Source organism: Aestuariibaculum scopimerae, from assembly GCF_059428085.1.
Window position 1 is genome coordinate 1,570,727 of sequence record NZ_CM182089.1, and the last position, 24,970, is coordinate 1,595,696.

At 34.6% G+C, this 24,970-nt stretch carries 16 protein-coding genes and 2 CRISPR repeat arrays; of the genes, 13 read left to right on the top strand and 3 right to left on the bottom strand.

The genetic code is table 11. From position 1 onward, the window contains the following. Positions 1–266 precede the first annotated feature (266 nt). The 5 genes from AC5SR4_RS06855 to AC5SR4_RS06875 all read left to right on the top strand — a co-directional run bounded on the left by AC5SR4_RS06855 (position 267) and on the right by AC5SR4_RS06875 (position 11,105). Positions 267–3,596, top strand: a complete 3,330-nt coding sequence (locus tag AC5SR4_RS06855; RefSeq protein ID WP_495358795.1) for a SusC/RagA family TonB-linked outer membrane protein — start codon at positions 267–269, stop codon at positions 3,594–3,596. An 11-nt stretch (positions 3,597–3,607) separates the two neighbouring features. Beyond that, a complete protein-coding gene (locus AC5SR4_RS06860; protein ID WP_495358796.1) occupies positions 3,608–5,029 on the top strand; it encodes a RagB/SusD family nutrient uptake outer membrane protein in 1,422 nt (473 codons plus the stop codon). Between the two features lie 177 nt (positions 5,030–5,206). Further along, positions 5,207–7,981 carry a M16 family metallopeptidase gene (locus AC5SR4_RS06865; RefSeq protein ID WP_495358797.1) on the top strand — a complete coding sequence of 925 codons (2,775 nt, stop codon included), beginning with the start codon at positions 5,207–5,209 and terminating at the stop codon, positions 7,979–7,981. 378 nt (positions 7,982–8,359) lie between these two features. After that, on the top strand, positions 8,360–9,187 hold the full coding sequence (locus AC5SR4_RS06870; protein WP_495358798.1) for an RteC domain-containing protein: 828 nt from the start codon (positions 8,360–8,362) through the stop codon (positions 9,185–9,187). A 1,213-nt stretch (positions 9,188–10,400) separates the two neighbouring features. Beyond that, a complete protein-coding gene (locus AC5SR4_RS06875; RefSeq protein ID WP_495358799.1) occupies positions 10,401–11,105 on the top strand; it encodes a DNA-binding domain-containing protein in 705 nt (234 codons plus the stop codon). Positions 11,106–11,326: 221 nt separating this feature from the next. Here the strand turns inward: AC5SR4_RS06875 and AC5SR4_RS06880 are convergent, their stop codons facing one another. Next, positions 11,327–12,028: a hypothetical protein gene (locus AC5SR4_RS06880; protein ID WP_495358800.1), complete on the bottom strand. Its 702-nt coding sequence runs from the start codon at positions 12,026–12,028 to the stop codon at positions 11,327–11,329. A 345-nt stretch (positions 12,029–12,373) separates the two neighbouring features. Between AC5SR4_RS06880 and AC5SR4_RS06885 the strand changes: the two genes are divergently transcribed. From AC5SR4_RS06885 to cas2, 8 genes are all read left to right on the top strand, one after another. Then, positions 12,374–12,535 (top strand): hypothetical protein, encoded by a 162-nt coding sequence (locus AC5SR4_RS06885; RefSeq protein ID WP_495358801.1) that lies wholly within the window; start codon positions 12,374–12,376, stop codon positions 12,533–12,535. 33 nt (positions 12,536–12,568) lie between these two features. Further along, positions 12,569–14,224: a tetratricopeptide repeat-containing sensor histidine kinase gene (locus AC5SR4_RS06890; protein WP_495358802.1), complete on the top strand. Its 1,656-nt coding sequence runs from the start codon at positions 12,569–12,571 to the stop codon at positions 14,222–14,224. Positions 14,225–14,234: 10 nt separating this feature from the next. Next, positions 14,235–14,903: a response regulator gene (locus tag AC5SR4_RS06895; RefSeq protein ID WP_495358803.1), complete on the top strand. Its 669-nt coding sequence runs from the start codon at positions 14,235–14,237 to the stop codon at positions 14,901–14,903. Between the two features lie 86 nt (positions 14,904–14,989). After that, complete coding sequence (locus AC5SR4_RS06900; protein WP_495358804.1) at positions 14,990–15,286, top strand: HNH endonuclease signature motif containing protein; 297 nt, start codon at positions 14,990–14,992, stop codon at positions 15,284–15,286. 134 nt (positions 15,287–15,420) lie between these two features. After that, complete coding sequence (locus AC5SR4_RS06905; RefSeq protein ID WP_495358805.1) at positions 15,421–15,909, top strand: HNH endonuclease signature motif containing protein; 489 nt, start codon at positions 15,421–15,423, stop codon at positions 15,907–15,909. A 31-nt stretch (positions 15,910–15,940) separates the two neighbouring features. Further along, a complete protein-coding gene (locus AC5SR4_RS06910) occupies positions 15,941–16,081 on the top strand; it encodes a hypothetical protein (RefSeq protein WP_495358806.1) in 141 nt (46 codons plus the stop codon). Next, positions 16,074–16,958, top strand: a complete 885-nt coding sequence (gene cas1, locus AC5SR4_RS06915) for a type II CRISPR-associated endonuclease Cas1 (RefSeq protein ID WP_495358807.1) — start codon at positions 16,074–16,076, stop codon at positions 16,956–16,958. The genes AC5SR4_RS06910 and cas1 overlap by 8 nt, the downstream gene beginning before the upstream one ends. Before the next feature lie 14 nt (positions 16,959–16,972). After that, entirely contained in the window at positions 16,973–17,278 is a 306-nt protein-coding gene (cas2, locus tag AC5SR4_RS06920; RefSeq protein ID WP_495358808.1) for a CRISPR-associated endonuclease Cas2, read from the top strand. Between the two features lie 117 nt (positions 17,279–17,395). Beyond that, a CRISPR array of direct repeats spans positions 17,396–18,222; the repeat unit is 37 nt; unit sequence AATATCGTGTTTTCTAATCTTTAATCAAACCACAACT. 43 nt (positions 18,223–18,265) lie between these two features. On the opposite strand, the gene AC5SR4_RS06925 is transcribed toward cas2, so the two are convergent. Next, a protein-coding gene (locus tag AC5SR4_RS06925; protein WP_495355978.1) for an IS3 family transposase occupies positions 18,266–19,404 on the bottom strand; the annotation gives its coding sequence in 2 pieces (ribosomal slippage) (positions 18,266–19,143 and positions 19,143–19,404; 1,140 coding nt in all). 72 nt (positions 19,405–19,476) lie between these two features. Beyond that, positions 19,477–20,964: a CRISPR direct-repeat array (repeat unit 37 nt; unit sequence AATATCGTGTTTTCTAATCTTTAATCAAACCACAACT). 54 nt (positions 20,965–21,018) lie between these two features. Further along, positions 21,019–24,897, bottom strand: a complete 3,879-nt coding sequence (gene cas9, locus AC5SR4_RS06930; RefSeq protein WP_495358809.1) for a type II CRISPR RNA-guided endonuclease Cas9 — start codon at positions 24,895–24,897, stop codon at positions 21,019–21,021. Positions 24,898–24,970: the final 73 nt, after the last annotated feature.

The following is a 24,970-nucleotide window of genomic DNA, read 5'->3' on the forward strand; positions in this document are numbered from 1 at the left end:
TAATAATCTAAAACCAACCACTAAAACTTAAAATATGAAAAAACATCCAACATAAAAGAGAAAAGAGAGACGAGAATAGAGAAAAGAGAGGGTTTTGTCATCCCGAACCGAGTTTACGAGGGAGGGATCTCACAACAAGCTAAAACAAGAGTAAGCAGTCTCTATTCAAAAAAAAAAGGGAAACAAGGTCCGAATTCTGACAACAAACCTGCGCTTCCCCATGAAGTATTAATTAAAACAATGTTTAACTAACACATAACAAATTTATGGAATTTAAATTGACAACCACGCCTTTTTCAATAAGAAAAGGGGTCTTAAAACTCATTATGAGAAGCTTTATATTCTTATTTTGCAGTGCCGTTTTTAGTTTGTCGCCCGGCGACCTGCTCTCGCAGAACACTAAAATTAGCATTGATGCCGATAAAACCGTAACGGTTGATGAGGTATTTGATATGATCGATAAGCAAACCGATTATTCCTTTGCCTACCAATCCAACCTGTTTGCAAACTTCCCAAAAATGCAAATAAAAAAAGGTACGGTACGGCTTAATACCCTTTTACAACAAATACTTACCCAAGGGCATTTTAATGTGGTGCTCACCCAAAACAACACCATCCTTATAAAAGACGCCAACACCATACAACAAATACAGGTCTCGGGTAAAGTAACCGATGAGGCCGGCATGGGCATCCCCGGCGCCACCATCCTAATAAAGGGCACCACCAAAGGCACCGCGGCCGATATGGAAGGGAATTATAGTATTGTCGTACCTAACCCGGAGAATGTTTTGGTGTTCTCGGCTTTAGGTTTTGCAACCCAAGAAATCACGGTTGAAGACCAACGCACCATTAATGTTACCCTAAAAGAAGAAGTGGGGCAGTTGGATGAGGTGGTTTTGAATGCGGGGTATTATAAGACTACGGAGCGGACTAAAACAAGCAGTATTTCAAAGATAACTGCTGAGGAAATAGAAAATCAACCTGTGACAAGCCCTTTAATGGCTTTACAAGGAAGAGTGCCAGGGTTAGATATTACTCCACTATCAGGGGTGCCAGGCTCAGCTGTTAATATTAAGATAAGAGGACAAAATAGCTTAAGACAGGATGAGAATACCGTTGGGGGGAATGGAAGTCGTCCTTTATTTATTATAGATGGAATACCCATAGATTCTAGTCCAATTGAATCAGGATCTGTATCATATTTATCATCGGGTATTGATCCACTTTCTTTCCTAAATCCTGATAATATTGAAAGTGTAGAAATACTTAAAGATAGTGATGCAACAGCTATTTATGGGTCTCGTGGAGCTAATGGTATTATTTTAATAACTACTAAGAACGGTAGTAAAAATTTAACTAAGGGTATTACAATTAATTATTATTCAGGATTGGCAGAAATGGGTAACAAAGTAGATTTACTAAATACCAGGCAATATCTTGAAATGCGAAGTGAAGCTTTTGCAAATGATGGTGCTTCTCCTCGTACAGCCGATTTTGACATAAATGGTTTTTGGGATCAATCAAATGATACTGATTGGCAAGAAGAATTGTTAGGTGGAACGGCAGAAGTATCAGACCTTCAGGCATTTTATTCAGGCGGGAATTTAAATACCTCTTTTAAAATAGGGGCTGGATACCATAAAGAAAATGTGATTTACTCTGATGATTTTGGCTATAGCCGTGTGACAGCTAGTTTAGGATTAAACCATAAATCATTAGATGAAAAGTTTAGAATTAACTTGTCTATGAATTATGGTGCAAGTAAAAATAAGCTATTTGAAGGAGGGAATTTTGTTTTTTATGCATTATCACTTCCTCCAAATGCTCCATTATTGTATAATGAGGACGGATCATTAAACTGGCAAATTTATGATTATGGATCATTTCAGTCTAATACCTGGACTAACCCTCATTCTTATTTATTGAATACTCAAAATGTAAAAGGGACAAACCTTTCATCTAATGCTATATTTAGCTATCAATTAGCAGATGGGCTAAATTTAAAATCAAATTTTGGATTTACTGAATCTAACTCAAATGAACAAATCAAAAAACCCATTGCAGCTTTGTCTCCAACAAGTATTAGTGAGAATAGTTCAGCAGAGAGCATATTTGGCAGGAGTTTTCGAAAATCATGGATTATTGAACCTCAAATTTCTTTTAACAAGAAGTTTAATAGTCATACAATAGATGCTTTAGTTGGATTTACTTTCCAAGAAAGCGTTTCTCAATACCGTTCAGTAAGGGGGTTAGGTTATACTTCAGACATTTTGTTAAAAAACTTAAACGGGGCCAAGAGTGTTACGGTAAATTCTGACGAAGATAATCAGTATAGATATAGTGCTGCTTTTTTTCGCATAGGTTACAATTTTAAAGAGAGATATTTGCTTAATATTACTGGCAGAAGAGATGGCTCATCTCGTTTTGGTCCAGGAAATCGCTTCGCAAATTTTGGGGCTATTGGTATTGGATGGATTTTTTCAAATGAAAATTTATTTGTTAATAATCTAAACTTTCTGAGTTTTGGTAAGTTAAGAGGTAGTTATGGTACTACAGGAAATGACCAAATTGGAGATTATCAGTTTTACAACACTTATTCTTTTAATTCAGCTGACTATCAGGAGAGGGTAACCCTTTCTCCTACGTCTCTATTTAATCCCAGTTATCAATGGGAAGTTACTAGAAAGATTGATTTTGCAATAGAGTTAGGTTTTTTAAATAATAGAGTGTCTTTGGAGGCTAATTGGTATAGAAATAGATCTTCTAATCAGTTAACAGATTATCAATTACCGGCTACTACAGGGCTAGGGAGTGTTTTTAAAAACTTAAATGCAATTGTTGAAAATTCAGGGTGGGAGTTTAGTTTATTGACAAAAAACATGACTAACAACCAGTTTAAATGGACAACTTCATTTAATATTTCTCTATCTAAAAATAAATTAGTAGAATTTCCTGATTTGGAAAATTCCTCTTATGCAGATAGGTATGTAGTAGGACAACCACTATCAATTCAAAGGCTGTATCTCTGGAAAGGTATTAATCCAGAGACTGGAAAGCATGAAATGATAGATTTAAATGATGATGGTATTATTAATGTTCAAGACACTGAATTAATAAACCCTAGAGACAGGGAGTACTATGGAGGCATTAATAATACATTTAGCTATAAAAATTTTGATTTTTCATTTTTCCTTCAATTCTCAAAGCAGTCTTTACTAGGTTGGGAGTATGGTGTTCCAGGCACTCGTAATGCTAACGTGCCTGTTGAAGTATTAAATCGTTGGCAAGAGCCAGGAGATATAACTGAAATAGCATTATTTTCCCAAAGTTTTTCAACGTATGTAAATTTTTTCTATGCTCGAAGTAGTGACTACTTTGTTTCAGATGCTTCATTTATACGTTTAAAAACGCTTTCTCTATCCTATACACTTGACAAACTAAAGATAAGCAATTTTAAATTGGATGCATTAAAGGTTTTTGTTCAAGGTCAAAATTTACTAACCCTTACAAAGTATTTGGGATTAGACCCAGAAACGGGCAGTACTACATTGCCTCCATTAAGGATGTTAACATTAGGGATTAATATAAAACTTTAAAATTTTAAAAGATGAATAAAATAGTTATTTCTTTCCAAAGAGTTATCAGTTTGTTATTAATCACAATAACATTTTCTTGTGAAGAATTTAATGAAGTAGATGTAAACAATTCAAGAATAATTGTTGAAGATGTTTTCAGTAATGATATAACAGCAAGTTCAGCCGTAACAGGAATTTACAGTTATATAGGTCTTAATAGTTCTGGTTTTGCTAGTGGAACTGTAAATAGTATTGGTAGTTTGTGTGCGTTATCGGCAGACGAATTTCATTATTATCCAAACAATTTAGACTTTAATTCTATTGAGTTGAACGAAATATTACCAACTAATGGAAGAGTTTCAGGGTTGTGGACATCGCTCTATCATGCAATATATGAGGCGAACTCAGCGAAAGAAGGTCTTGAAAAATCTGAAACTTTGACCCCTTCAGTTAAAGATCAGCTTTTGGGTGAAGTTTTGTTTGTTAGAGCATTGTGTCATTTCTATTTAACTAATATTTTCGGAGACGTTCCAATAATTACTTCTACGGACTATAACATAAATGCTACAGTAACACGCCAAGATAAGTCTTTAATTTATGATCAAATCATTGAAGACTTGATTATGGCAAAAGAATTAATGGGGCAGGAATATGTTACTACCGAAAGAGTAAGACCTAACAAGAGTACAGCAAAAGCCTTGCTATCAAGAGTTTATTTATATATGCAAAATTGGGAAAGTGCAGATAAAGAAGCAAGTGAAATAATAAATAATACAAATTATGAATTGGTTGAGTTAGATAATGTTTTTATAAAAAATAGTTTAGAAACGATTTGGCAATTAAAACCAACAGGAGCAACAAGAAATACAAATGAAGGATATACATTTATTTTAACTAGTACTCCATTCTCTACAAGGCCATTTCACTTGACTTCTAATTTATTGTCCTCATTTGAAGCTGGAGATGAAAGAAGAGAACATTGGGTTGATAGTGTAGTGACTTCAAACAATGTTTATCATTATTCATATAAGTATAAAATACGCATAGGTGGAACAAATAGTAATCCCCCAGTGCCATTTAATGAGTACAGTATGGTCTTTAGGTTGGCTGAACAATATTTAATCAGAGCTGAAGCAAGAGCTCATTTGGGAAATATTGATGGGGCAATTTCTGATGTTGATAGAATTAGACTTCGCGCTCAAATTCCGTTAATTTCTGATCTCAATCCAAGTATCAGTGAGTCAGAACTGTTGTTAGAGATTATGCATGAACGCAGGGTTGAATTATTTTCAGAGTGGGGACACCGGTGGTTTGACTTAAATCGTACAAACTTATCTTCTATGGTACTAGGAGTATATAAAGAAAATTGGGAGGATACCGATAAATTGTATCCCATTCCTCAAGATGAATTAAGCAAAAATCCACAATTAGGAGAGCAAAATTTAGGGTATTGATATTTATTTGACTGTCGAAAAACCCTGTTTTTTTCGACAGTTCACTCTTCTTACTTTAAAGGTACATGAATAACTTAAAACTTAACAATGAAAAATATTTTCTTCTACTTTTTTATATTATCATATGTCATATGTCATATATGTCAAAACGAGTTATTTGCACAAAATAAAACCCCTATGGATACTAAAGTTAAAGAGGGGATTTTACCCAATGGATTTAAATATTATATATGTAAAAATGATAACCCTAAGAGAAAAGCAGTTGTAAAATTAGTAGTCAATGTTGGTTATTATCATGAAAAAGATAATGAAAACCAGGTAACTCATTTAATTGAGCATATGGCTTTTGAGGGTACAAAGAATTATCCAGGTGATAGCATAATTCAATATCTTGCCGACAAAGGTGGTGTAAGGCTTGGTACTCCGTCTTTTAACGCGTCAACGGGTCATTTAAGCACAATGTATTACGTTAATATTCCAACGCAGGATATTTCTTTATTATATAATACTCTAAAAATAATGCGTGATTGGGCTGGTAATTTGACATTAGATCCCAATATAGCAAGTGTTCAACGAAATGTTGTTTTAGCTGAAATTGTATCTAAAGAAAATTTTAATCCACAGATTAAAATAAATAGAGAAATTAAGAAGAAAAATTTAAACAACACGATGTATGGTCAATTATATTATGAAAGAGGTAGAAACATTCAGTATGTCAAATATAAAACCCTGATAGATTTATATAGAAATTTTTATCGGCCAGATAACGAGGCTATTATTATTGTTGGGGATGTTGATGTTGATGCTGTAGAAAAGCAAATTAAAAGCTATTTTGGTGATATGAAAAATATGAAAAAGAAAGAAAACATAAATCATCTTTTAGAGCGCTGGAGAGGTAATTTAAAAAGTAAAGACCAATTGTTTGAAATATCAAATAAAGATATAACCCAAACATCCATCCACCTTTATTACTTAAAAAAGGGGAAAGCCAGAAATGAAGCGAATGTTAGTGAATATAAATTGTTAATTCAAGACCGTTTGTATGGATTGATGATGAATAAAAGATTGAGAACATTATGTAGACAATATAACTCCCCTATCAAACGAGCAATTAGTTCAATTAACCTGCCGGAAGATAATGATATTTCAAATATTAATTATCTGAAGAACGTTGTAGATTTAAGAGACTTTTCAGATTTAAGAAGAAGCACGAATTTGCTTTTTAGAGAATTAGAGCGTGTCAGGCGTTATGGTTTTACAATGGAAGAGTTTGAAAAAGCAAAATCCGATTTTCTTTTTAATTTACATTCAGTTGATTCTAGTTCCTCCAATATTGCAAATAGGTTAATGGATTCTTTTAAAAAAGGAATTGTAATACCTCCATTAAAAGAACAACAAAAACTTGCCAGGAAATTGTTGGAAGATATTAATCTTAATGATTTTAATTCATATATTAATACTTGGTTAAGCTCTACTAATAACCGTAATTTTTTTATTGTATTGCCAGAAAACCAAAGAGATAAAATTCTTCCAAATAAGGATACAGTTTTTAAATGGCTTTCTGAAATTAAACAGGCTAAGATTGATTTATGGGAGGATGAAAACAAAAAAGGGTCATTATTTGATAAAAATGCATTTTCCGCATTAAAATCTGAATCCTATACACTAGAAAAATTAAAAGATACTTCCATTACCAAAATGACATTAAATAATGGAGTGGAAATATTATTGTGTCCACAAAAATTAAGTAAAGATAAAGGTGAAAATGAAAAAATATCTTTATTGGGGTTTAGTCAGGGTGGTTTCTCTAAATTTAATAATGAAAATCGTGTAGCTGCATATTATGCTGCGGATATTGTATCACAAAGTGGTTTGGGGAATTTTAATAAGTTTCAGTTGAATGATTTTTTAAATGAGAAAAATATTAGCGTCAATCCAATTGTAGATTATAATTCTCATCAAATCCAAGGTATATGCCCTCTAAATGAATTAGAAACTTTATTGCAACTCACATATACATACTTGAAGAAGCCTAAGAGTGATATATCCGCTTTTGAAGATTGGAGGAAAATTAAAGTCAATAGTATTGTTGCACGAAATACCAAAACAAGTAATCTTTTTTATGATAAAATATATAAAACGACTAACTCTAGTTATTTCTCTTGTAATGAACAACAGGTATCAAAAATTGACTTTGATAATGCTTTTAGGATATACAAAGAACTGTTTTCTAATGGAAGAGATTTTACATTTTATATGACAGGAGACTTTTCGGTGAATAACATCACTAATTTATTTGCTAAGTATATTGGGAATCTTCCTTTGAATACTGCCACTTATAAATGCCCTGAGGTAAAAGAAGACCAATTAAAAATTCAGCCAATTAAAAAGACACTATACTTTGGAAATAAAGAGAATGCTTTAGTAAGATTGATTTTTCCGGGAACCAAGGATTACAGTTTTGATATAAAAAACAGAGTGTATATAGATGTTTTAGGTCAGGTTTTAAATCAGATGATCTTTGATAGGTTGAGAAAAAAAGAAGGTAGAACATATTCTCCAGTGGCAGCAGTTAGCTTCGATGAAAATTCAAAAGGAAGTGCAAATTATAGTTTTTATATTTCATTTGATTGTCCTATAGATATTACTGAAGAGATGGTAAGCTATGCCTTGGAAACATTTCAGTTATTAAAAGAAAATGGCCCAGATGAAAATATGTTAAACCGGGCAATTTCAGTTGTGGCAAATAAGTATAAATCTATGAAAGGTCGTCCTTTTCTAGCTAAGGACTTGATGACATATTACAACCAAGGAAAAAGCATTGATCAATTTTTTAAACCACCTGGAAATTTGTCTAAAATTACCCCTAAAGAGATTAAAAGTAAAGCTGCAGAATATTTAGTAGATGATTATTTACAACAATTTATACTAATGCCAGAAAATGGGAAGTGATCTTAGATTCTTTACTGTAGTGCTTTGAGTGGTTGCCTCAAGGCTAAAGAAGTAGAAATAAATCCTCAAAGTTTCCAAAAAACTTCGGGGAATTAAAACACAAAACTAAAGAAAGATGAAAACTCCTCAAATAACTCTCAAACTCTTCGCCAGTGCTCGTTTGTAAAGAGTACTAACAACTATGAAAAAAGAAAATAAATTATCAAAACAAAAAACCATGACATACCAAAACAGCAGCTAAAACCAACACCACTCGAAATACATTTATTAAAAACAAAGCGTAGCCCTAAAAGGGCCTAAAATATGATTAACCCTAAAGAACAAATAGCAAACAAGATGAAAAAAAACAAGTTTAAAACATAAAAAAATATAATACCAATGAATCAAACCTTTGAACAATTCGAAGCAGAGATAAAAACAATACAGACCAACACCCCAGACCTACTGGAACAATGCGAACAGGGCGCCCAGTGCAGCCAAAAGTACCTGTGCCAGATACAGGCCATGGCGCTAGGGGCCGACTTTACCGCCAAGAACGACATACGGGCCTTCCGCAAGGAGCAACTGCCCCAGGTGCTGGGCCACTGGATCTTTTACCGCGAGCACTATACCGTACAGATAAACCTGCCCTTGGGCACGGTAAAAAAGCAGATCAAGTACCTGAGCAGGGAAATCCAGAAAAGGCAGGACTATATAAACACCCACCAGGACCTGTACCGCGCCTACAAGCGCAGCGACACCACCCTGGAGACCATCTATTTAAATACCGAGAACAACACCCCCTGCCTAAACGCGGGGCCCTATTGCCTGTTCAGCATCCCTGGCCTTACCACGGGCAGCGATAACATCCTGGCCACCCTATTGGCCTACGAACGCATGATAGAGGCCCTAAAGGTGCAGATTGCGACATTAGATCCTAACGGCAGTGCAGAAGCCCCGCTACAGGTTAATAAAATACCCTGGGTTAGAACCAAGCTCGATTTTAAGGAGTGGGTGCTGGGTGCTTATTGCTATAAGCTGTTTGGCGATATGACCAAGATAGATGTGACCACGCATTTCCTAAAGTTTATTCACGTTAAAAACATGAAGCCGGAGGAGATCCACGATGTCAGCTCCGACATGCGAAAGCGGGGCGACGACCCGATACGGCTGACCGATAAAATAAAGGGAAGCATACAACGGTATTTTGATGACTTGGATCAATAAAAATAAATAAAAAAAGAGGCGATCGCCTCTTTTTTTATGCGAACACCTTATCCAAAAAAATAAATTTAAACGGGGTGGTGATACCCTGTAGATACAGTCCGGAGAATAGATAGATATTCGCCAAGTCGTTACAAATCAGAACAGATATTTACGATTGACAATACGATTGATTTTTGTTGATGGTTGGGTTTAACCCTCCGTCCCACGCTTAGGGCGTGGGCCACCTCCCTTTGAAAAAAGGGAGGAGCTGAGTGCAGGCTGATTAAAGAAAAACATTCGGCTAGCATGAGCGAAGAAAAAAGAAGAAAGAAATGTTCATTGAAAAAAAGAAAAGACCATTAGGCAGGTAAACGGCCTATTTTTAATTCCGTAGTAAAATCGGGTTCAAGGCGAAGCGGTGGCCGTGGAGCGTTGCCTAGCGTAGCGGTTGCAACGCGCATGATAGAGCCTTGGAGCGGATTTTCAAGGAATTAAAAATCAGCCTAGATTTTTTTGGTTACTTTTTTCATCAATGGAAAAAAGTAATGAAACAAATAATAATAAAAGCAACCATTAACTACTAAAACTTAAAATATGAAAAAACATCCAACATGATAAAAGTGAAAAACTAAAAGTGAAAAGTGAAAAGACTTTAAAAATTATGAATTATGAATTAGGACAATGTCATTCAGAGTGAGCTTGCGAGCGAAGAATCTCTGTTTTAACAAGTTCAGACCTGCCTGCCGCAGGCAGGGTTATGAGTTCAAAGTTTTACTTACTCAGACGAAATTAAAAAGCCAGACGAATCTGGCTCCCCTCTTCTTTTCCGAAGAGGGGACGATTGCTGTGCAACAGCAATCCGGGGAGTTTAACAAGCAACAGTAAACACGCAAGAGTAAGCAACAACTAACCAACTATACAACAAACAACTAAACAGCAAGCAACAACTAAACAGCAACAAACAACTAAACAGAAAAAAACAACCCCAGCCTGTAACGATACATAAAACAAAATCGGAGTTATTATAATTTGAGGGAAAATAGCTTTTGCAGGCTGTGGGTTTTTTGAGTTACGAGTTAACAGTTTCGGTCGCAGTTTACAGGCAAGTCAAGTCCACTACGACTGCAACAGCGAACAGCGACCAAAAATTCCCAAAACCACTGTGGGAAGTAAAGCAGGTCAGTGGCTATGTTTAACCTGTCTGCCGACAAGGCAGACCTTAAAACCAAATAGTATGGCTTTAACCTATTATTTGATTCCCAATAATATGACTCCAGACCCGGACGATTACATGGCAATAAGCAGCAATGAAATTACGGTAAATCTGGATAGTATTATCGATCAAATGACCCGAGAGGGGTCCACCGTTACCAAAGCCGAGGCCAAGGCCAATATAGAGGAGTTCCTAAAAGTGCTCATTCTCAATTTACAGCAAGGGCATGGCATTAATACCGAGCTGATGAACATCACCTCCAGTATTAGTGGGGTGTTTACATCGGAGGAGGACAGTTACAATGCGGGGCGCCACAAGATTAATATCAATATTAATACCGGCACCCGATTGAGTGCCGTGGCACCCACCATTAGCGTAAAAAAAGTAGCGACCAGGGAGCGTACGCCCCTGCCCAAGCATTTTTACGACAACACGTCCGAGACCCAGGATAATATCCTAACCCCCGGCGGTGGGGCCCGCATTACGGGCAGTATCCTAAAGTTTGATGAGGCCGACCCCCTGCAGGGTATATTTTTTGTAGAGACCAGCACAGGAACGGCCACGCGTGTAGACAGCAAGCTGTTGCGCAACAAACCTTCGGAACTGATCTTTTTAACGCCAGCAGGCCTGCTGGCGGGGGAATACCGCATGGAAGTCCGCAGCCTGCTTAAAGGCAATGTAGATGTCAAGAGCGGTAGCCTATCGCGCGTCCTTACCGTATTGTAAGCCCGGTAAGCACCCACCCAAAGCCCTTTGGAAACAAAGGGCTTTTTTTATGCCATAAACCAAGCCCATACGCTTCCCGGTATCGCCCATATATAGGGGCGGGTGTCTCCCATATATATGGGACGATGTTTCCCGTGTATAGGGGGTGGGTATAGGCCATGGTAGTAAGGTGTTTGCCTTGCCAATAATGTTTTTGTTTTGTGTCTAGGACATAACGCTTTTTATTGCAAATTTCCAGACAGCACTTTATCAAAAATATACTCAGTAACAGGTTTTAAAGTTCTGCCATTAACGGGGTGGGTACCATGAAATGTGAAAAACTCATAATTGTTGTCGTGTTTGTCATACCAAAGACCTTTATGACTGGTTCGGGTTGTGATATCAATCTTTTTTAATTTTTGAAGGGTTTCTTCATTTTTGGTACGTTCGGATCCACCTGTGCAATAGGTCTTTTCATAATGATCTTCTACCCATATCATGCACTTTTTTTCAGATAACTTTAAGCTTCCCATAATGACTCCTACAGATAAAAGCGCAATAACAGTTATACAAATATTTTTATACTTTTTAAACTTTATTTCTAGTTTGGCCAGTAGCTCTCTCAATTCATCTTTTCCCACCTTATCTAGATGTTTCCTGGCAAAATCTTTCCAATCTTCACATTCTACATACTTAACAAGAGTGTTTAGTGTATATGCATTTGGAACACGTTTTCTACCTGTCTTTAATATATAGGCTCGATGATATCTTCTAAATGTTAATGTATTAAACTTATCATTAAACGTTCTATTTAAATATTCAGCAAGTCCATTGTTTGTGTCCTTTCCTGACTCTCTTTTCGCCTTTTCAAATACCTCTTCCATTAATTTCTGCACTAATATGCCTTTTTCAATAGAAATACTTTTCTGAGTAGTTTTCTCCATAATATGCTGATTATCAATTTTTAAAAATCATGAACATTGGAGCAAGAACAAATGTACAAAAGATGTACAATCCATGTTTAATATTATTTTGGCCATAACCAGTTCCTTTGTCCCCGAACAGTTCAAGTTATGTTTAGCTAATATAACGAAACGCAAGTTTTGACTCTTGCGGGAACATGCAAGAGAAGGGTAATAAGTTAAAAGGAAGTAACCTAAAAGCCCTTCTCTTCTTTCCTCTTCCTAAAGTCATTGAGTACCAAAATTTAGCATGGGAAGCCTGTGCGCAAAGCATTCAGATCATCTCTGAACGGCCTCCCTTTTTACTAATCAAAAATTTTTAATTCAATGAAACTTTACCATTTATTATTTGTTTTGCTTTTGAATTTAGCGTTTCAATCCTGTACTTCGACCAGTCTTTCTGATATTATGAGTGGCGACGATGAAGAATGTTGTGGTGATGATGGACATATCCCACCACCACCTCCTCCTCCTGGTGGCGGTGGCTAAAAATTGAACGTTATTTTTTAATACTTTAGGGGAATGAAAAAACATATTTTATTCCCTTTTTTCTTTGTTTATGGATATTTGTTTTCTTTAGGTCTACATGCTCAAACTGTTATTGACAGCTCAGCATATTACTACGATATTATTATAAACCATAGCAACAGCAATAAAATTAAGGATGCTTTTACCTTTTACAATAAACATATTGATACCAGTTTAAAAAAGAGGGATACTATAGCTGCTATTCAAGCCCTGCGATTGATGGCTATAGGGCAATTTGAATTGGGATTGATAAATGAAAGCGAATTATCTGCTATACAAGCCCTGAAACTTTTAGATAAGTTACCCATAGCATCCAATACTACAGAAGCAAAGTATGCCATATACAATCACCTGGGGTTGGTTTATAAAGAATTACACTTTCATGACAATGCTTTGGAATATTATAATTATGCACTTAAGCTAGCAACAAAAACAAATGACAGCATATTAATTATTAATAATATTGCTAAAGTTTACTCGCAACAAACAAAATATCCTCTTGCCATAAAGCATTTATTATATGCACTTAAAAAGAGCAAACAAGAAAACCACTTACTTCAAACCGCTTTAATTTTAAATAATCTGGGATTTAATCAATCAAAAATTTATAATCCTGAAGCATTAGGACATATAAACAAAGCTTTTCAAATAAGAACTGAAGCAGAGGACTTAGCAGGTTTATATTCCAGTAATCATACCCTTGCCGTTTACTATATGGATAGAAAACAATATGATACTGCACGAACCTACGCTAATGAAGCTTTTAACATTGCAAAAAAGGTAAACAGTGCTACTTATAGAGAGGATGCATTGGCACTTTTGATAAATATTGATAATAACCCACTAGTAATGCAGTACAAAACGTTGCGTGATAGTATGGCCCTAGTAAAGCAAAAACAAGAGAATACCTATGCCTTGATGAAATATAATGTAGAGCGGGAAAGAGAGAACACACATAAAGTTTCATTAGCTAAACAACAACAATACACAATTTTTCTTGTGGTTATAACAATACTTACTATGGGAGGTATATTTGTTATTTATTATAAAAACCAGCAAAAGAAGCGTGCTAGAGAAGTAGCTACTTATGAAACGGAAACACGCCTTTCTAAAAAAGTCCATGATGAGTTTGCTAATGATATAGCAAGTATCATGACTTTTATAGACAACACCATACATGCACCTGTAACGCCCAAAAAGAAATTATTAAAGTTTTTAAATGAACTTTATTTACGTTCACGGGATATTTCTATACAAATTAGTGATGTGGATATCACCAATTTTTCCAAAAGTTTAAAAGACCTTATTATACAATATAACTCAGAAAACGTATCGGTTATTACAAGTTCTTTAAATACATTTCCGTGGCATAAAGTATCTAAACAAGTTAAAAGTGCACTATATAGGAGTGTGCAGGAGCTGCTAATTAATACAAAAAAACATGCCCAAGCCAAACAAATAACCATTGTTATTAAAAGTCGTTGGGGTAAAAATGAATTGATCTATACAGATGATGGTATTGGTTGCGAAATACGTAATATAAAAACAAATGGACTCCGCAATGTGGAAACCCGCATGCGTAATATAGGCGGAAAGTTTACTTTTGAATCGGAAGTAGGAAAAGGTTTTAAAGCCAGACTGCTTTTTTAAAAACCATATTATGTTTAGAAAAATACTAATTGCAGAAGATCATGGAATAACAAGTTCTGGATTAGAAAGAACACTCCAGCATTTATCCATCCCCATTATTGACTCTACTTATTATTGTGATGATGCGCTGTTACGCATTAAAGCAGCTTTGCAAAAACAGGAACCGTATGATGTATTGATAACCGACCTTAGTTTTAAAGAGGATCATAAAAATGTTAATTTAAAATGTGGTGAGGATTTAATACAGGCTGCTAAAGATGTGCACCCCGATTTAAAAATTATTGTGTATTCTGTAGAACACCGTGTTGGTAAGATCAAGCAGTTATTTGAGCATTATAAAATAAATGGTTTTGTTGGAAAAGAGCGCAAAGACTATAATGAAATAGAAAAAGCACTCCGTGACGCATATATAGACAAAACATACATCTCACAAAATTTACAACAATTACTCCACAACTCAGACAGTATTTTAGAATTGGATGAATGTGATATTATTATCATGAAATTATTATCTAAAGGTTTAAAACAAGAAGAAATAGCAGAGCATTTAAAAAAAATGAATTACCCAGCCAGTAGTTTACGCAGTATTCAAGATAGGCTTGGAAAGCTTAAGATTTTCTTTAAAGCAAAAACACCTGTACAATTGGTAGCCCAGGCCATTCAAAAAGGATTTATTTAATTTTCTTCAAGGACCTTGCGGGAACATGCAAGGTTTTGATTTTCTGGTTGTGTATGTTTGGGCTTTAATTTTAAAAGAATTTAATAATGAGTAGAAAACCAAACACTAATAGAAATGGAGGCAGTTGGACTCTTCAAGAAAAAAAAGACGTATGGGAAAAAGGAAGAATAATCCCAGGTTATTCATCAGATACATGGAGACATGACAAATGTGGAAAATTCATGAAATGGTTAGAACATGGCAACAGAGATTCTGATTACGGATGGGAAATAGATCATATAAACCCTGTCTCTAATGGTGGAAGTGACCATTTAAGCAACCTGCAACCATTACAATGGAGAAATAACTCGGACAAAGGAGACAAATTAAATTGGAGTTGTTGATAACTTTGGGTTACCGACCTGCAGGGTTTTGAAAAACCCTGTAGTCTGTTAAATAAAATGTTAATGTTTCCGTTTAACAAAACCTACAAGGTCTTAAAGACACTTGCAGGTTTAATTCATTTATAATAAAGTATATGAAAAAATATATTTTACCATTAATCTTAGCTTTGTTTATCAGTACACTTTCATTTTCCCAGGAAACCTATAAAGTAGGTAATACCGAATATTATTATAATCAATACTATTCCACTACAGGTAAGCCCATGGTAAAAAGAAGCGAAGCCAATAAACAAGCGTTTTTAAAATCATTAGGTTACGATGACGTACCAGAAGGTTATGAGATTGACCATATAAAACCTTTGTCAGAGGGCGGTACGGATGATCCAAGCAATATGCAATTGCTTACTGTAGAACAGCATAAGGAAAAAACAGCCAGGGAAAGGAGCAACCGTAGTAACTCCACCTATTCCACTACGAAACGAAAATATACCACAAACTCAACATTTTCTAAACCCACTTACTCAACGTCCAGAAGTTCATCAAGCAGAGTGATACATACAGGGCCAAGAGGCGGGAAGTATTATATTAATTCTAATGGGAATAAAACGTATATAAAAAGGTAAAATCAAAAAACAAATTTAAATATATCAAAACATGAACACAATTCAAGCAATTAAACCGGGACCAAAACCTAGAAAAGAAAATGGAACACCTGATAAGAGAAGACGGGTTAGACCAGAAACCAAACCAAAACATCCTGGGCTAAAACCCCATAAGCATAAGCCGGGTGATTAAAAAAACCCTTTTATTTACAAACAAATGTTCCATCACCACAAAGAATGAACAGCTTGTTATAGTTTCTGAACAACAAAACAGAACAATTCCAATAGAAGACATTGGATACATTGTAATTGATAACAATGAAATATATATAAGTGTTCCAACAATAAATAAGCTGATAAAAAATAATTGTGCCTGCATTATTTGTGATGAAAAACATCTACCAAACGGCATGCTTCTAAATCTTAATAGCCATCACATACAGCAAGAACTGTTTAAATGCCAAATAGAAGCCAGTGTACCTTTAAAAAAACAGTTGTGGCAACAAACTGTTATTGAAAAAATTAAAAATCAAGGCATCTTATTAGAAATTATAACCAAATCTAAAAACAAGTTCGAATACCTTGCCAGTAAAGTGTTAAGTGGCGACACTTCCAATATGGAAGCTGTGGCTGCCAATTTTTATTGGAAGTCTTTTTTTGATATGGATTTTAAAAGAGAGCGGTATGGTGATTACCCCAATAATTTTTTAAACTATGGTTACGCCATTTTAAGAGCTGCAACTGCTAGGGCTTTATCCGGAAGCGGACTGTTAAATACCTTAGGTATTCACCACAAAAGCAAATACAATGCATTTGCATTAGCAGATGATATTATGGAACCTTTTAGACCAGTTGTAGATGAAATAGTATATCACATTATTAAAAACTACGATGACCAGGAACTTACTACCGAAATAAAAGTTGAACTTCTTTCCATCCTGACCAGGACGGTATATTTTAAAAATGAAAAAAGTCCGTTGATGGTTGCCTTACAAAAAACGGCAAGCTCTTTACAACAATGTTTTACCGGTAACCGCAAGAAAATTAAGTATCCACAATTATGGAATTAAATGGGTATCGAATTATGTGGTTATTTGTATTTTTTGATTTACCCACCGATACGGCCAAAGATCGTAGGAATGCTTCTGGTTTTAGAAAAAATATTATGAAAGACGGCTTTACCATGATGCAATACTCGGTTTATATGCGGCATTGTGCCAGTAGTGAAAGTGCCGATGTTCACGAAAGACGTATAAAAAAGTTATTGCCACCTTTAGGAAAAGTAAGTGTTTTAAGAATAACCGACAAACAATTTGGTAACATCATGAATTTTTGGGGACGCTCTGAAGTTCCAAAAGAACCCCAACCAGTGCAATTGGAGTTATTTTAACCAAAGCTTACAAAATAAAAAATGCCTCAATCTTGTGTTATCAGTACAAAAAAGAAGCATTTTTTAAAACGATATTATTGCTCAATATGTTCAATACCAGAAGTTAACAAACTAACTAATATCGTGTTTTCTAATCTTTAATCAAACCACAACTAAAACCCCTGATGAATTAGCCGCTATCGTAATATCGTGTTTTCTAATCTTTAATCAAACCACAACTGATGTATTGGGGTTTTCTGTTAAATCGGAATATCGTGTTTTCTAATCTTTAATCAAACCACAACTTTTGGGTACATTTAGTTCACCGCATTGCAATATCGTGTTTTCTAATCTTTAATCAAACCACAACTATATATTATCATGTCATTTGTTTTTTACGAATATCGTGTTTTCTAATCTTTAATCAAACCACAACGGATGCTCTATACTATTGCCAGTATTATTAAATATCGTGTTTTCTAATCTTTAATCAAACCACAACTGCAGAACGAGTATAATCTCCCGACGAACCAATATCGTGTTTTCTAATCTTTAATCAAACCACAACTTGATACCAGCACAAATAAACTCTGAATTGAATATCGTGTTTTCTAATCTTTAATCAAACCACAACTGCAAAACGCATATAATCATCCCACGCAGCAATATCGTGTTTTCTAATCTTTAATCAAACCACAACTATTGTGAAAATTCAATAGGCAATCTTGCAATATCGTGTTTTCTAATCTTTAATCAAACCACAACCGTGACACCTGAAGAAGGATATGTGGCTTAAATATCGTGTTTTCTAATCTTTAATCAAACCACAACTTTGGTGCCGTCTACTGCTAATTGTTGCGTAATATCGTGTTTTCTAATCTTTAATCAAACCACAACTGACACATTAACACAAATAAAATCCGGAACAATATCGTGTTTTCTAATCTTTAATCAAACCACAACTACAGTGGAGCAACTACGCAAGTAGCATGTGTAGCCTTACCCAAATTAAGACACTACTAAATTCAACAAATTTTCATTAATATCATCAGATTCGATGAAGAATTCTTCACCGAATCTAGGTTTATATTCTCTAGGAGACTTGTTCCCTAGTGATTGGTGTGGATGATTACTATTATAATCTTCCATCCATTGATTGCTTAATGTTCTTAATTGGTGCAAATCGTTAAACCAATACGCATCCAGTATATCCTCTCTATAAAATCTATTCAATCGTTCTATATATCCGTTTTGCATAGGTTTACCTGGCTGGGTGAACCGTATTTCTACTCGTTTTCGCTTGCACCAAGCGTTTAAGGTTTTGGATATAAATTCAGGTCCATTGTCACAACGAATTGTTTGTGGCAGGCCAATCTCTTCTTCTAACTGTTCTAGGGTTTCTACTACCTTTCTAGCCGGATAATTCAATCCTGGATCTATGGCCAATACCTCGCGATTACAGTCGTCCATAATGTTCAGTATCCGTACCTTTCTTCCATCGGAAAGTGTATCAGACATGAAATCCATGCTCCAAACCATGTTTAATGACTCAGGTGCTTCCAAAGGGTGTTTCACCCTGCCCGTTATACGCTTTTTGTGTTTACGTCTCAGTTTAAGTTTCATTTGCCTATATACTCGTAGTACACGTTTTCTGTTCCACCTATGGCCTTCGCGACGAATCCGTTTGTAATACTCATCAAATCCTCTGGTTGGAAGTTCCGAAGCCAATTCAGAGAGTTTGTCGATTACTTCACGGTCATCACGCTTGGTTTGGTAATACCACATTGAACGGGTTAAATCCACAACACCACAGGCCCTTTGTATAGATACCTGATATTCCTTGATTAAATAAACCGCCCTGTGCTTCTTGTCGGAAGGCCTTAGAACTTTTTTGACAATATATCCTTAAGCATTTGGTTATCCAAGCTAGCATCTGCGTACATCTGCTTGAGCTTGCGGTTTTCTTCCTCCAACTCTTTTAAGCGTTTTAATTGGCTCGTTTCCATACCTCCGTACCTTTTGCGCCAATAATAAATGGTACTCTTGTCGATACCTAATTCTCGTGCTATATCACCTACGGCACGACCTTGTTCGTTTTCCTTCAAGACCTTGATAATCTGACTCTCGGTAAATCTACTTTTTTTCATCTGACAGTTTAAAATTTAAAATTAGTAAATTTGAATTTTATGCTGTCTTATTTTTAGGGAAGGCTACACATGAATATCGTGTTTTCTAATCTTTAATCAAACCACAACCCTGATGCCATCGCTTCATAGGCTCCACGGAATATCGTGTTTTCTAATCTTTAATCAAACCACAACTATGCACTTGTATCCCAAATGGATAGTATGAATATCGTGTTTTCTAATCTTTAATCAAACCACAACTATGCACTTGTATCCCAAATGGATAGTATGAATATCGTGTTTTCTAATCTTTAATCAAACCACAACGCTGATATAATGGATAGTGTGAATGATTTAAATATCGTGTTTTCTAATCTTTAATCAAACCACAACTATGCTTTACGAAGTACTTCTTTAGGCTTTAATATCGTGTTTTCTAATCTTTAATCAAACCACAACTGTAACATCGCCAGAACCACCTCCTGTATTAATATCGTGTTTTCTAATCTTTAATCAAACCACAACTCTGGGTGCTGTTCAATTAGCAGCTGCATTAATATCGTGTTTTCTAATCTTTAATCAAACCACAACTAGCAATGACAAGGAGATATTCCCAATGGAAATATCGTGTTTTCTAATCTTTAATCAAACCACAACTGGTGGGAACTTTCCCCCAGATAAGAATGTAATATCGTGTTTTCTAATCTTTAATCAAACCACAACCTATTGGAAAGAAGCTTATGTTACTGATCCAATATCGTGTTTTCTAATCTTTAATCAAACCACAACCTATGCAATGGTGCTTTTTGATGCTGATGCAATATCGTGTTTTCTAATCTTTAATCAAACCACAACTGGAAGCAGTCCTCCCAACAAAGCTTCATCAATATCGTGTTTTCTAATCTTTAATCAAACCACAACTATTAAAACTAGAATCACCTGACATATAATAATATCGTGTTTTCTAATCTTTAATCAAACCACAACTGAATTTCCTTTTTAGTTGAATATCATATTAATATCGTGTTTTCTAATCTTTAATCAAACCACAACCCAACTGGTCAAGTAACGCCATTGCAAATCAATATCGTGTTTTCTAATCTTTAATCAAACCACAACTTACCTTGTTCACAGTTAGAATATGAGCTTAATATCGTGTTTTCTAATCTTTAATCAAACCACAACTGGATAAGACAGTTCTATGAAAAAAACATGAATATCGTGTTTTCTAATCTTTAATCAAACCACAACCATACTGGTCTTTTGCTCCCCATGGCTATCAATATCGTGTTTTCTAATCTTTAATCAAACCACAACAAACCTATGCACTTGAAAAGGCTATTGAGAATATCGTGTTTTCTAATCTTTAATCAAACCACAACTTATGGTTTGCCATTGATTTAGGATGTTTTAATATCGTGTTTTCTAATCTTTAATCAAACCACAACCATATACGCTCTCAAATGAATCGATCCAATAATATCGTGTTTTCTAATCTTTAATCAAACCACAACGCGTGTTAAGGATGAAGACCTTAATGAACAAATATCGTGTTTTCTAATCTTTAATCTATCTATAAACCATGACATTTTTGCAAAAAATATGTCAAAGAACTTGAAATTATTTGCTATTTAATTATATTAAAAAATCTATTTCTCCTGATGGATGTAATGTAAAATCTATCCCTTCAAAAACGGCTTTTACATTACTCAAACTAAGTCTTAATTTTTGTGCTGAATTATCAAAATCTAATGCAGATGCTTTCTTTAAATCTTTATCAGCCCCTCCTTGTGCATGGTGACGTAATTGTATTCTACCATCGCTTTCAAACTGTGTGATTTTAAACAATCTCTTACTTAAATCTTCCTTGCTAATGGATTTTAACTCCTCAGGATTATTTTCATAAAAAATAGCCATTTGGTTTACTCTTAGTACTTTTGATAATGGAATTAAAATTTCATTCTTTTTTCCTTGATTTTTTACAACGTTCTCTTCTACCGGTAATTCTAATTTTGAATTTCCTTGATTATGTGTTGCTAATTCATAAGCTGACATGGTTTTAAACGCCTGGTCTTTTTTACCTTTATTGTTTAAAGTTTCATAAATTGCCATAGCAAAAATATTTTCCAAGGTTGCATAATAGCTTTCTTTATAAGGCTTTCTATTTTTTTGGGACACATGGCTTTGCGCCTTAATTCTTGGCAGGTTCTTGTTGTTGGTTTTTACCCTAATACGCTTAATAAGCATTTCTTTTATCTCCTTACCATTTTCATCTTTTTCACTTGGCAATAAAATCCAGCCTTCCGGTGTTCTTATATTTTTTAAGCCGTGTTTAAGGACTCTACTTTTAATACCTTCGTCAACAATTTTATTCACATCAGCCTCTAAAAAATCATTGTTCACAGGTTTACGTAATACAAACCAAATTTCTTTTTCACTATTTTCATTCTCTCGTTCTATGGCACCGTAAAATGTATCTTTGTGCAATGACCCCCTAATGCCCTGTCCTTTTTGGTAGATTACTTGTCCAGATTCATCATATTGTATTTTATTGCGTTTACGCCACTTACGCTTCGTTTGCTTTTGAATAGTATCTTTGTGATTATGTACAACGACTATTGAATTCTTTAATTGATTGGCATCTTCTGTAAAGGTTTCCCAGGGCTTTTTTATTTTAAACTTGTCTTGATATCTATTGGCTTCCGACTCTTTGAATGCTTCTGCTAAACTATCCCGGATGCTTTTATCCATACAAGTTAGTACAACAGCATCAATAGCATGGTGATAGTGATGATTTCTGTCTTTTTCGTCTAAACCCCAGGATTTTCTAACATCGGCTACCATAGTGCCTTTAGCTGGAAAAACCCTCTGAAATAATGATTTTAAAAATAATGTAGCATATTTTGTAATGATACCCGTGTCAACCAATTGGCTATTTTTGAAGTTTGGTTTTATTTCGGTTGCAGTGAATCTGTAAAGTTTTGCTCTCCAATAGTCTAATTCTAATCTTAAATAATGCTTTTGCTGAATAGCCCTGTTTTTTTGTTCGACAGTACTGGCTACTTTTGAGAAATATTTTTGCTGTTCAATCTTTTCTTTTAAGTCTTCTATTTTATCTTTCCAATGTTTTGTATTTAACAAAAAATGTTGTTTGTATTTATCTTCTAATTCTTGAGGGATTCTATTACCCTTTATTTGATTAAAGCTTTTATCGGCCAGTGTTTTATTGGCCAGTGAATTATCAAACGATTTGCTTCTTGGAAAGGTATGCTCAATATCAAATTCAGGATTAGAACCTAATAGTTTCTCACAATTAATGGTTTTGTTTGTGTATAAACAAACGCCATGTTGCTCTTGGCACAATCTATACTTAATAACATCTGTTTCTGTAACAACCGAATTGGTGTCCTTTGCAAGTTCCTCTAATAATGTCCTATATTTTTTATTTTCTTTTTCTCTTTCACGTTGCCATCTTTCAATAGCAAGCCGTTTATTCTTATCATTCAATTCCCTTGCTAGCTCAATAATAATCTCTGTGTCCGGATCTATTTTGCCTTCCTTTAATAACGTGTTTACCAATTTGCGTAAATAAAATAAGGTACGCATTGCCATAGGGTTTTTTATGGAATTAGTGAATGGTAATCCTAAAAAACCATCTTGACTTTGGGGGTACGTCTCCATAGCAGAAGGATGATAAAGCTTGTCTGCTTGTTCTTTTGAAACTTTAAACTCTGACCGTAGAAAATCCTTAATAATTTTATCAACTCTAGGCTTTAACAGGAAGTAACCCCCTGTTCGCCTTTTTTGTAATTGGTTTTGAAAAACCAATTCTATTTCATTTTTTAGAGCTTCTTTTTCGGAGTCAGACATGCGATCCCAAAGAGTTTTACCGTAAAACGCCTTTATCTTTTGTTCTGCATTTTGTTTGTCTGTTTCATCAAGAATATAATCGTAATTCGAATTGTCATACATCTTGATAAAATCACCTACCAACCCATTAACAATATCAATTTTAAGTGTTTTCTCTTTGTAACCCGAAATAATATCCACAATGGTATCTTGAATAAATTCTTTATTCCTATTCCATTTTTCTTTACCTATTATAGTATCAATATTGGCAAAAAATACAGCATAAGGATAAATAATTTTATCTTTTAAAAACGGTAAAATTTTGTTTATAGCTTTTTTGCTCAAAGAAGAATAACCTTGCTTTAAATTTGTTCTCTCATAGTAATCTACTTTTTCCTCTGGAATATCAAATCGTTTTCTAATAAAGCTTTTTACTTTTTCCGAAGTTGTATCATTAACAAAATCTCCAGAGAAAAACAACGTATGCCATAATTCATCTACTAAATTGTTTACTGATTTGCCATCTTCTTTTTTATATTTAGATTTAATGATTGACTTACACTCGTTCCAATTGTTTGCATCAAAAACAACAATCAATCTGCTTATTGTTGGACTTCCAACTATGGGGTATTTATCATTGTAATTAAATTCAAAAAACTGATTGTTTTTTTTCGCAACATTATTAATACCTTTAGAAATATCTGAAAACTTAAAATTCTTTGCACTGACCCTGAAAAATTTATCTAATGCTATTTCGTAATATTCTGGAAATTCTGAGAGAAAAACAAAGGTATCGCTATTGCGTTCTTTTACTTTAATAGAATTTAGGTATTGGTACATTCTAAATTCTTCAAATAAAGGGTGGCTTATAGGACAACGTGGTTTAGCCTTTTCCAAAGTACACGTTCCAACAGTTCCTTTTTGTGATTTTAAGGGTCTTTGAAAAAATATGGCATTAAAAAACTGGTCAGCAATATCTTTTTCAATATTTTGGGATTTCATCAACACATTAAACTCTTCAACATAACTGATTCTGGATGAATTGACCTCTTGATCATTTGCACTAAACTTGGTCTTTCTAACTTTTTGTTCCTTTTTAAGTAAATTATAATAATATTCACCTAATGTTTTAAAACCATTTTGTTCCAGTACCTTTTGTTCCTTTTTAAATTGCTCTAAATCTTTGCCGGCATCCGCATCTTTGCGTCCACTTTTAAAGCCCCTGCGCTGACATATATGATATAATGCTCTACCTAATTCCATTTTTGACACCTTTCCGGAAACTGCTTTGGCCCTTACTTCATAAGGGTTAATTTTTAACCATTCTGAAAATTCATGATTCCCAGTTGGGTATTTCATGTCTTGCCCTTTTTTATATACAGTCCAAATATTTAATTCGTCAATTGTCAAAGGGCAACAACCATAATCTATCAATATTTTTAATAAATCTGCTTTTCTTTTTTTTCTTCTCCTATAAAGTTTTCGGGAGGCTCTGTGTTTCGTCCTTTCTGAAGCTAAAGAAAACTCAATGCCTTTTTCTTCTCCAACTCCTTTTGGAAAGACCAACACATTGGTATCTATTATTTGATTACTCTCTAATTCTGTATCTCTAATTGCCCACCCAATAGAGTTGGTCCCCAAATCTAAGCCTAAAACTTTTGCCATGTTATGTTTTTTTAGTTTAAACAAATAAACAAAAAAGAGAAACATTATAATTGCGGAAAACCACAATTGGAAT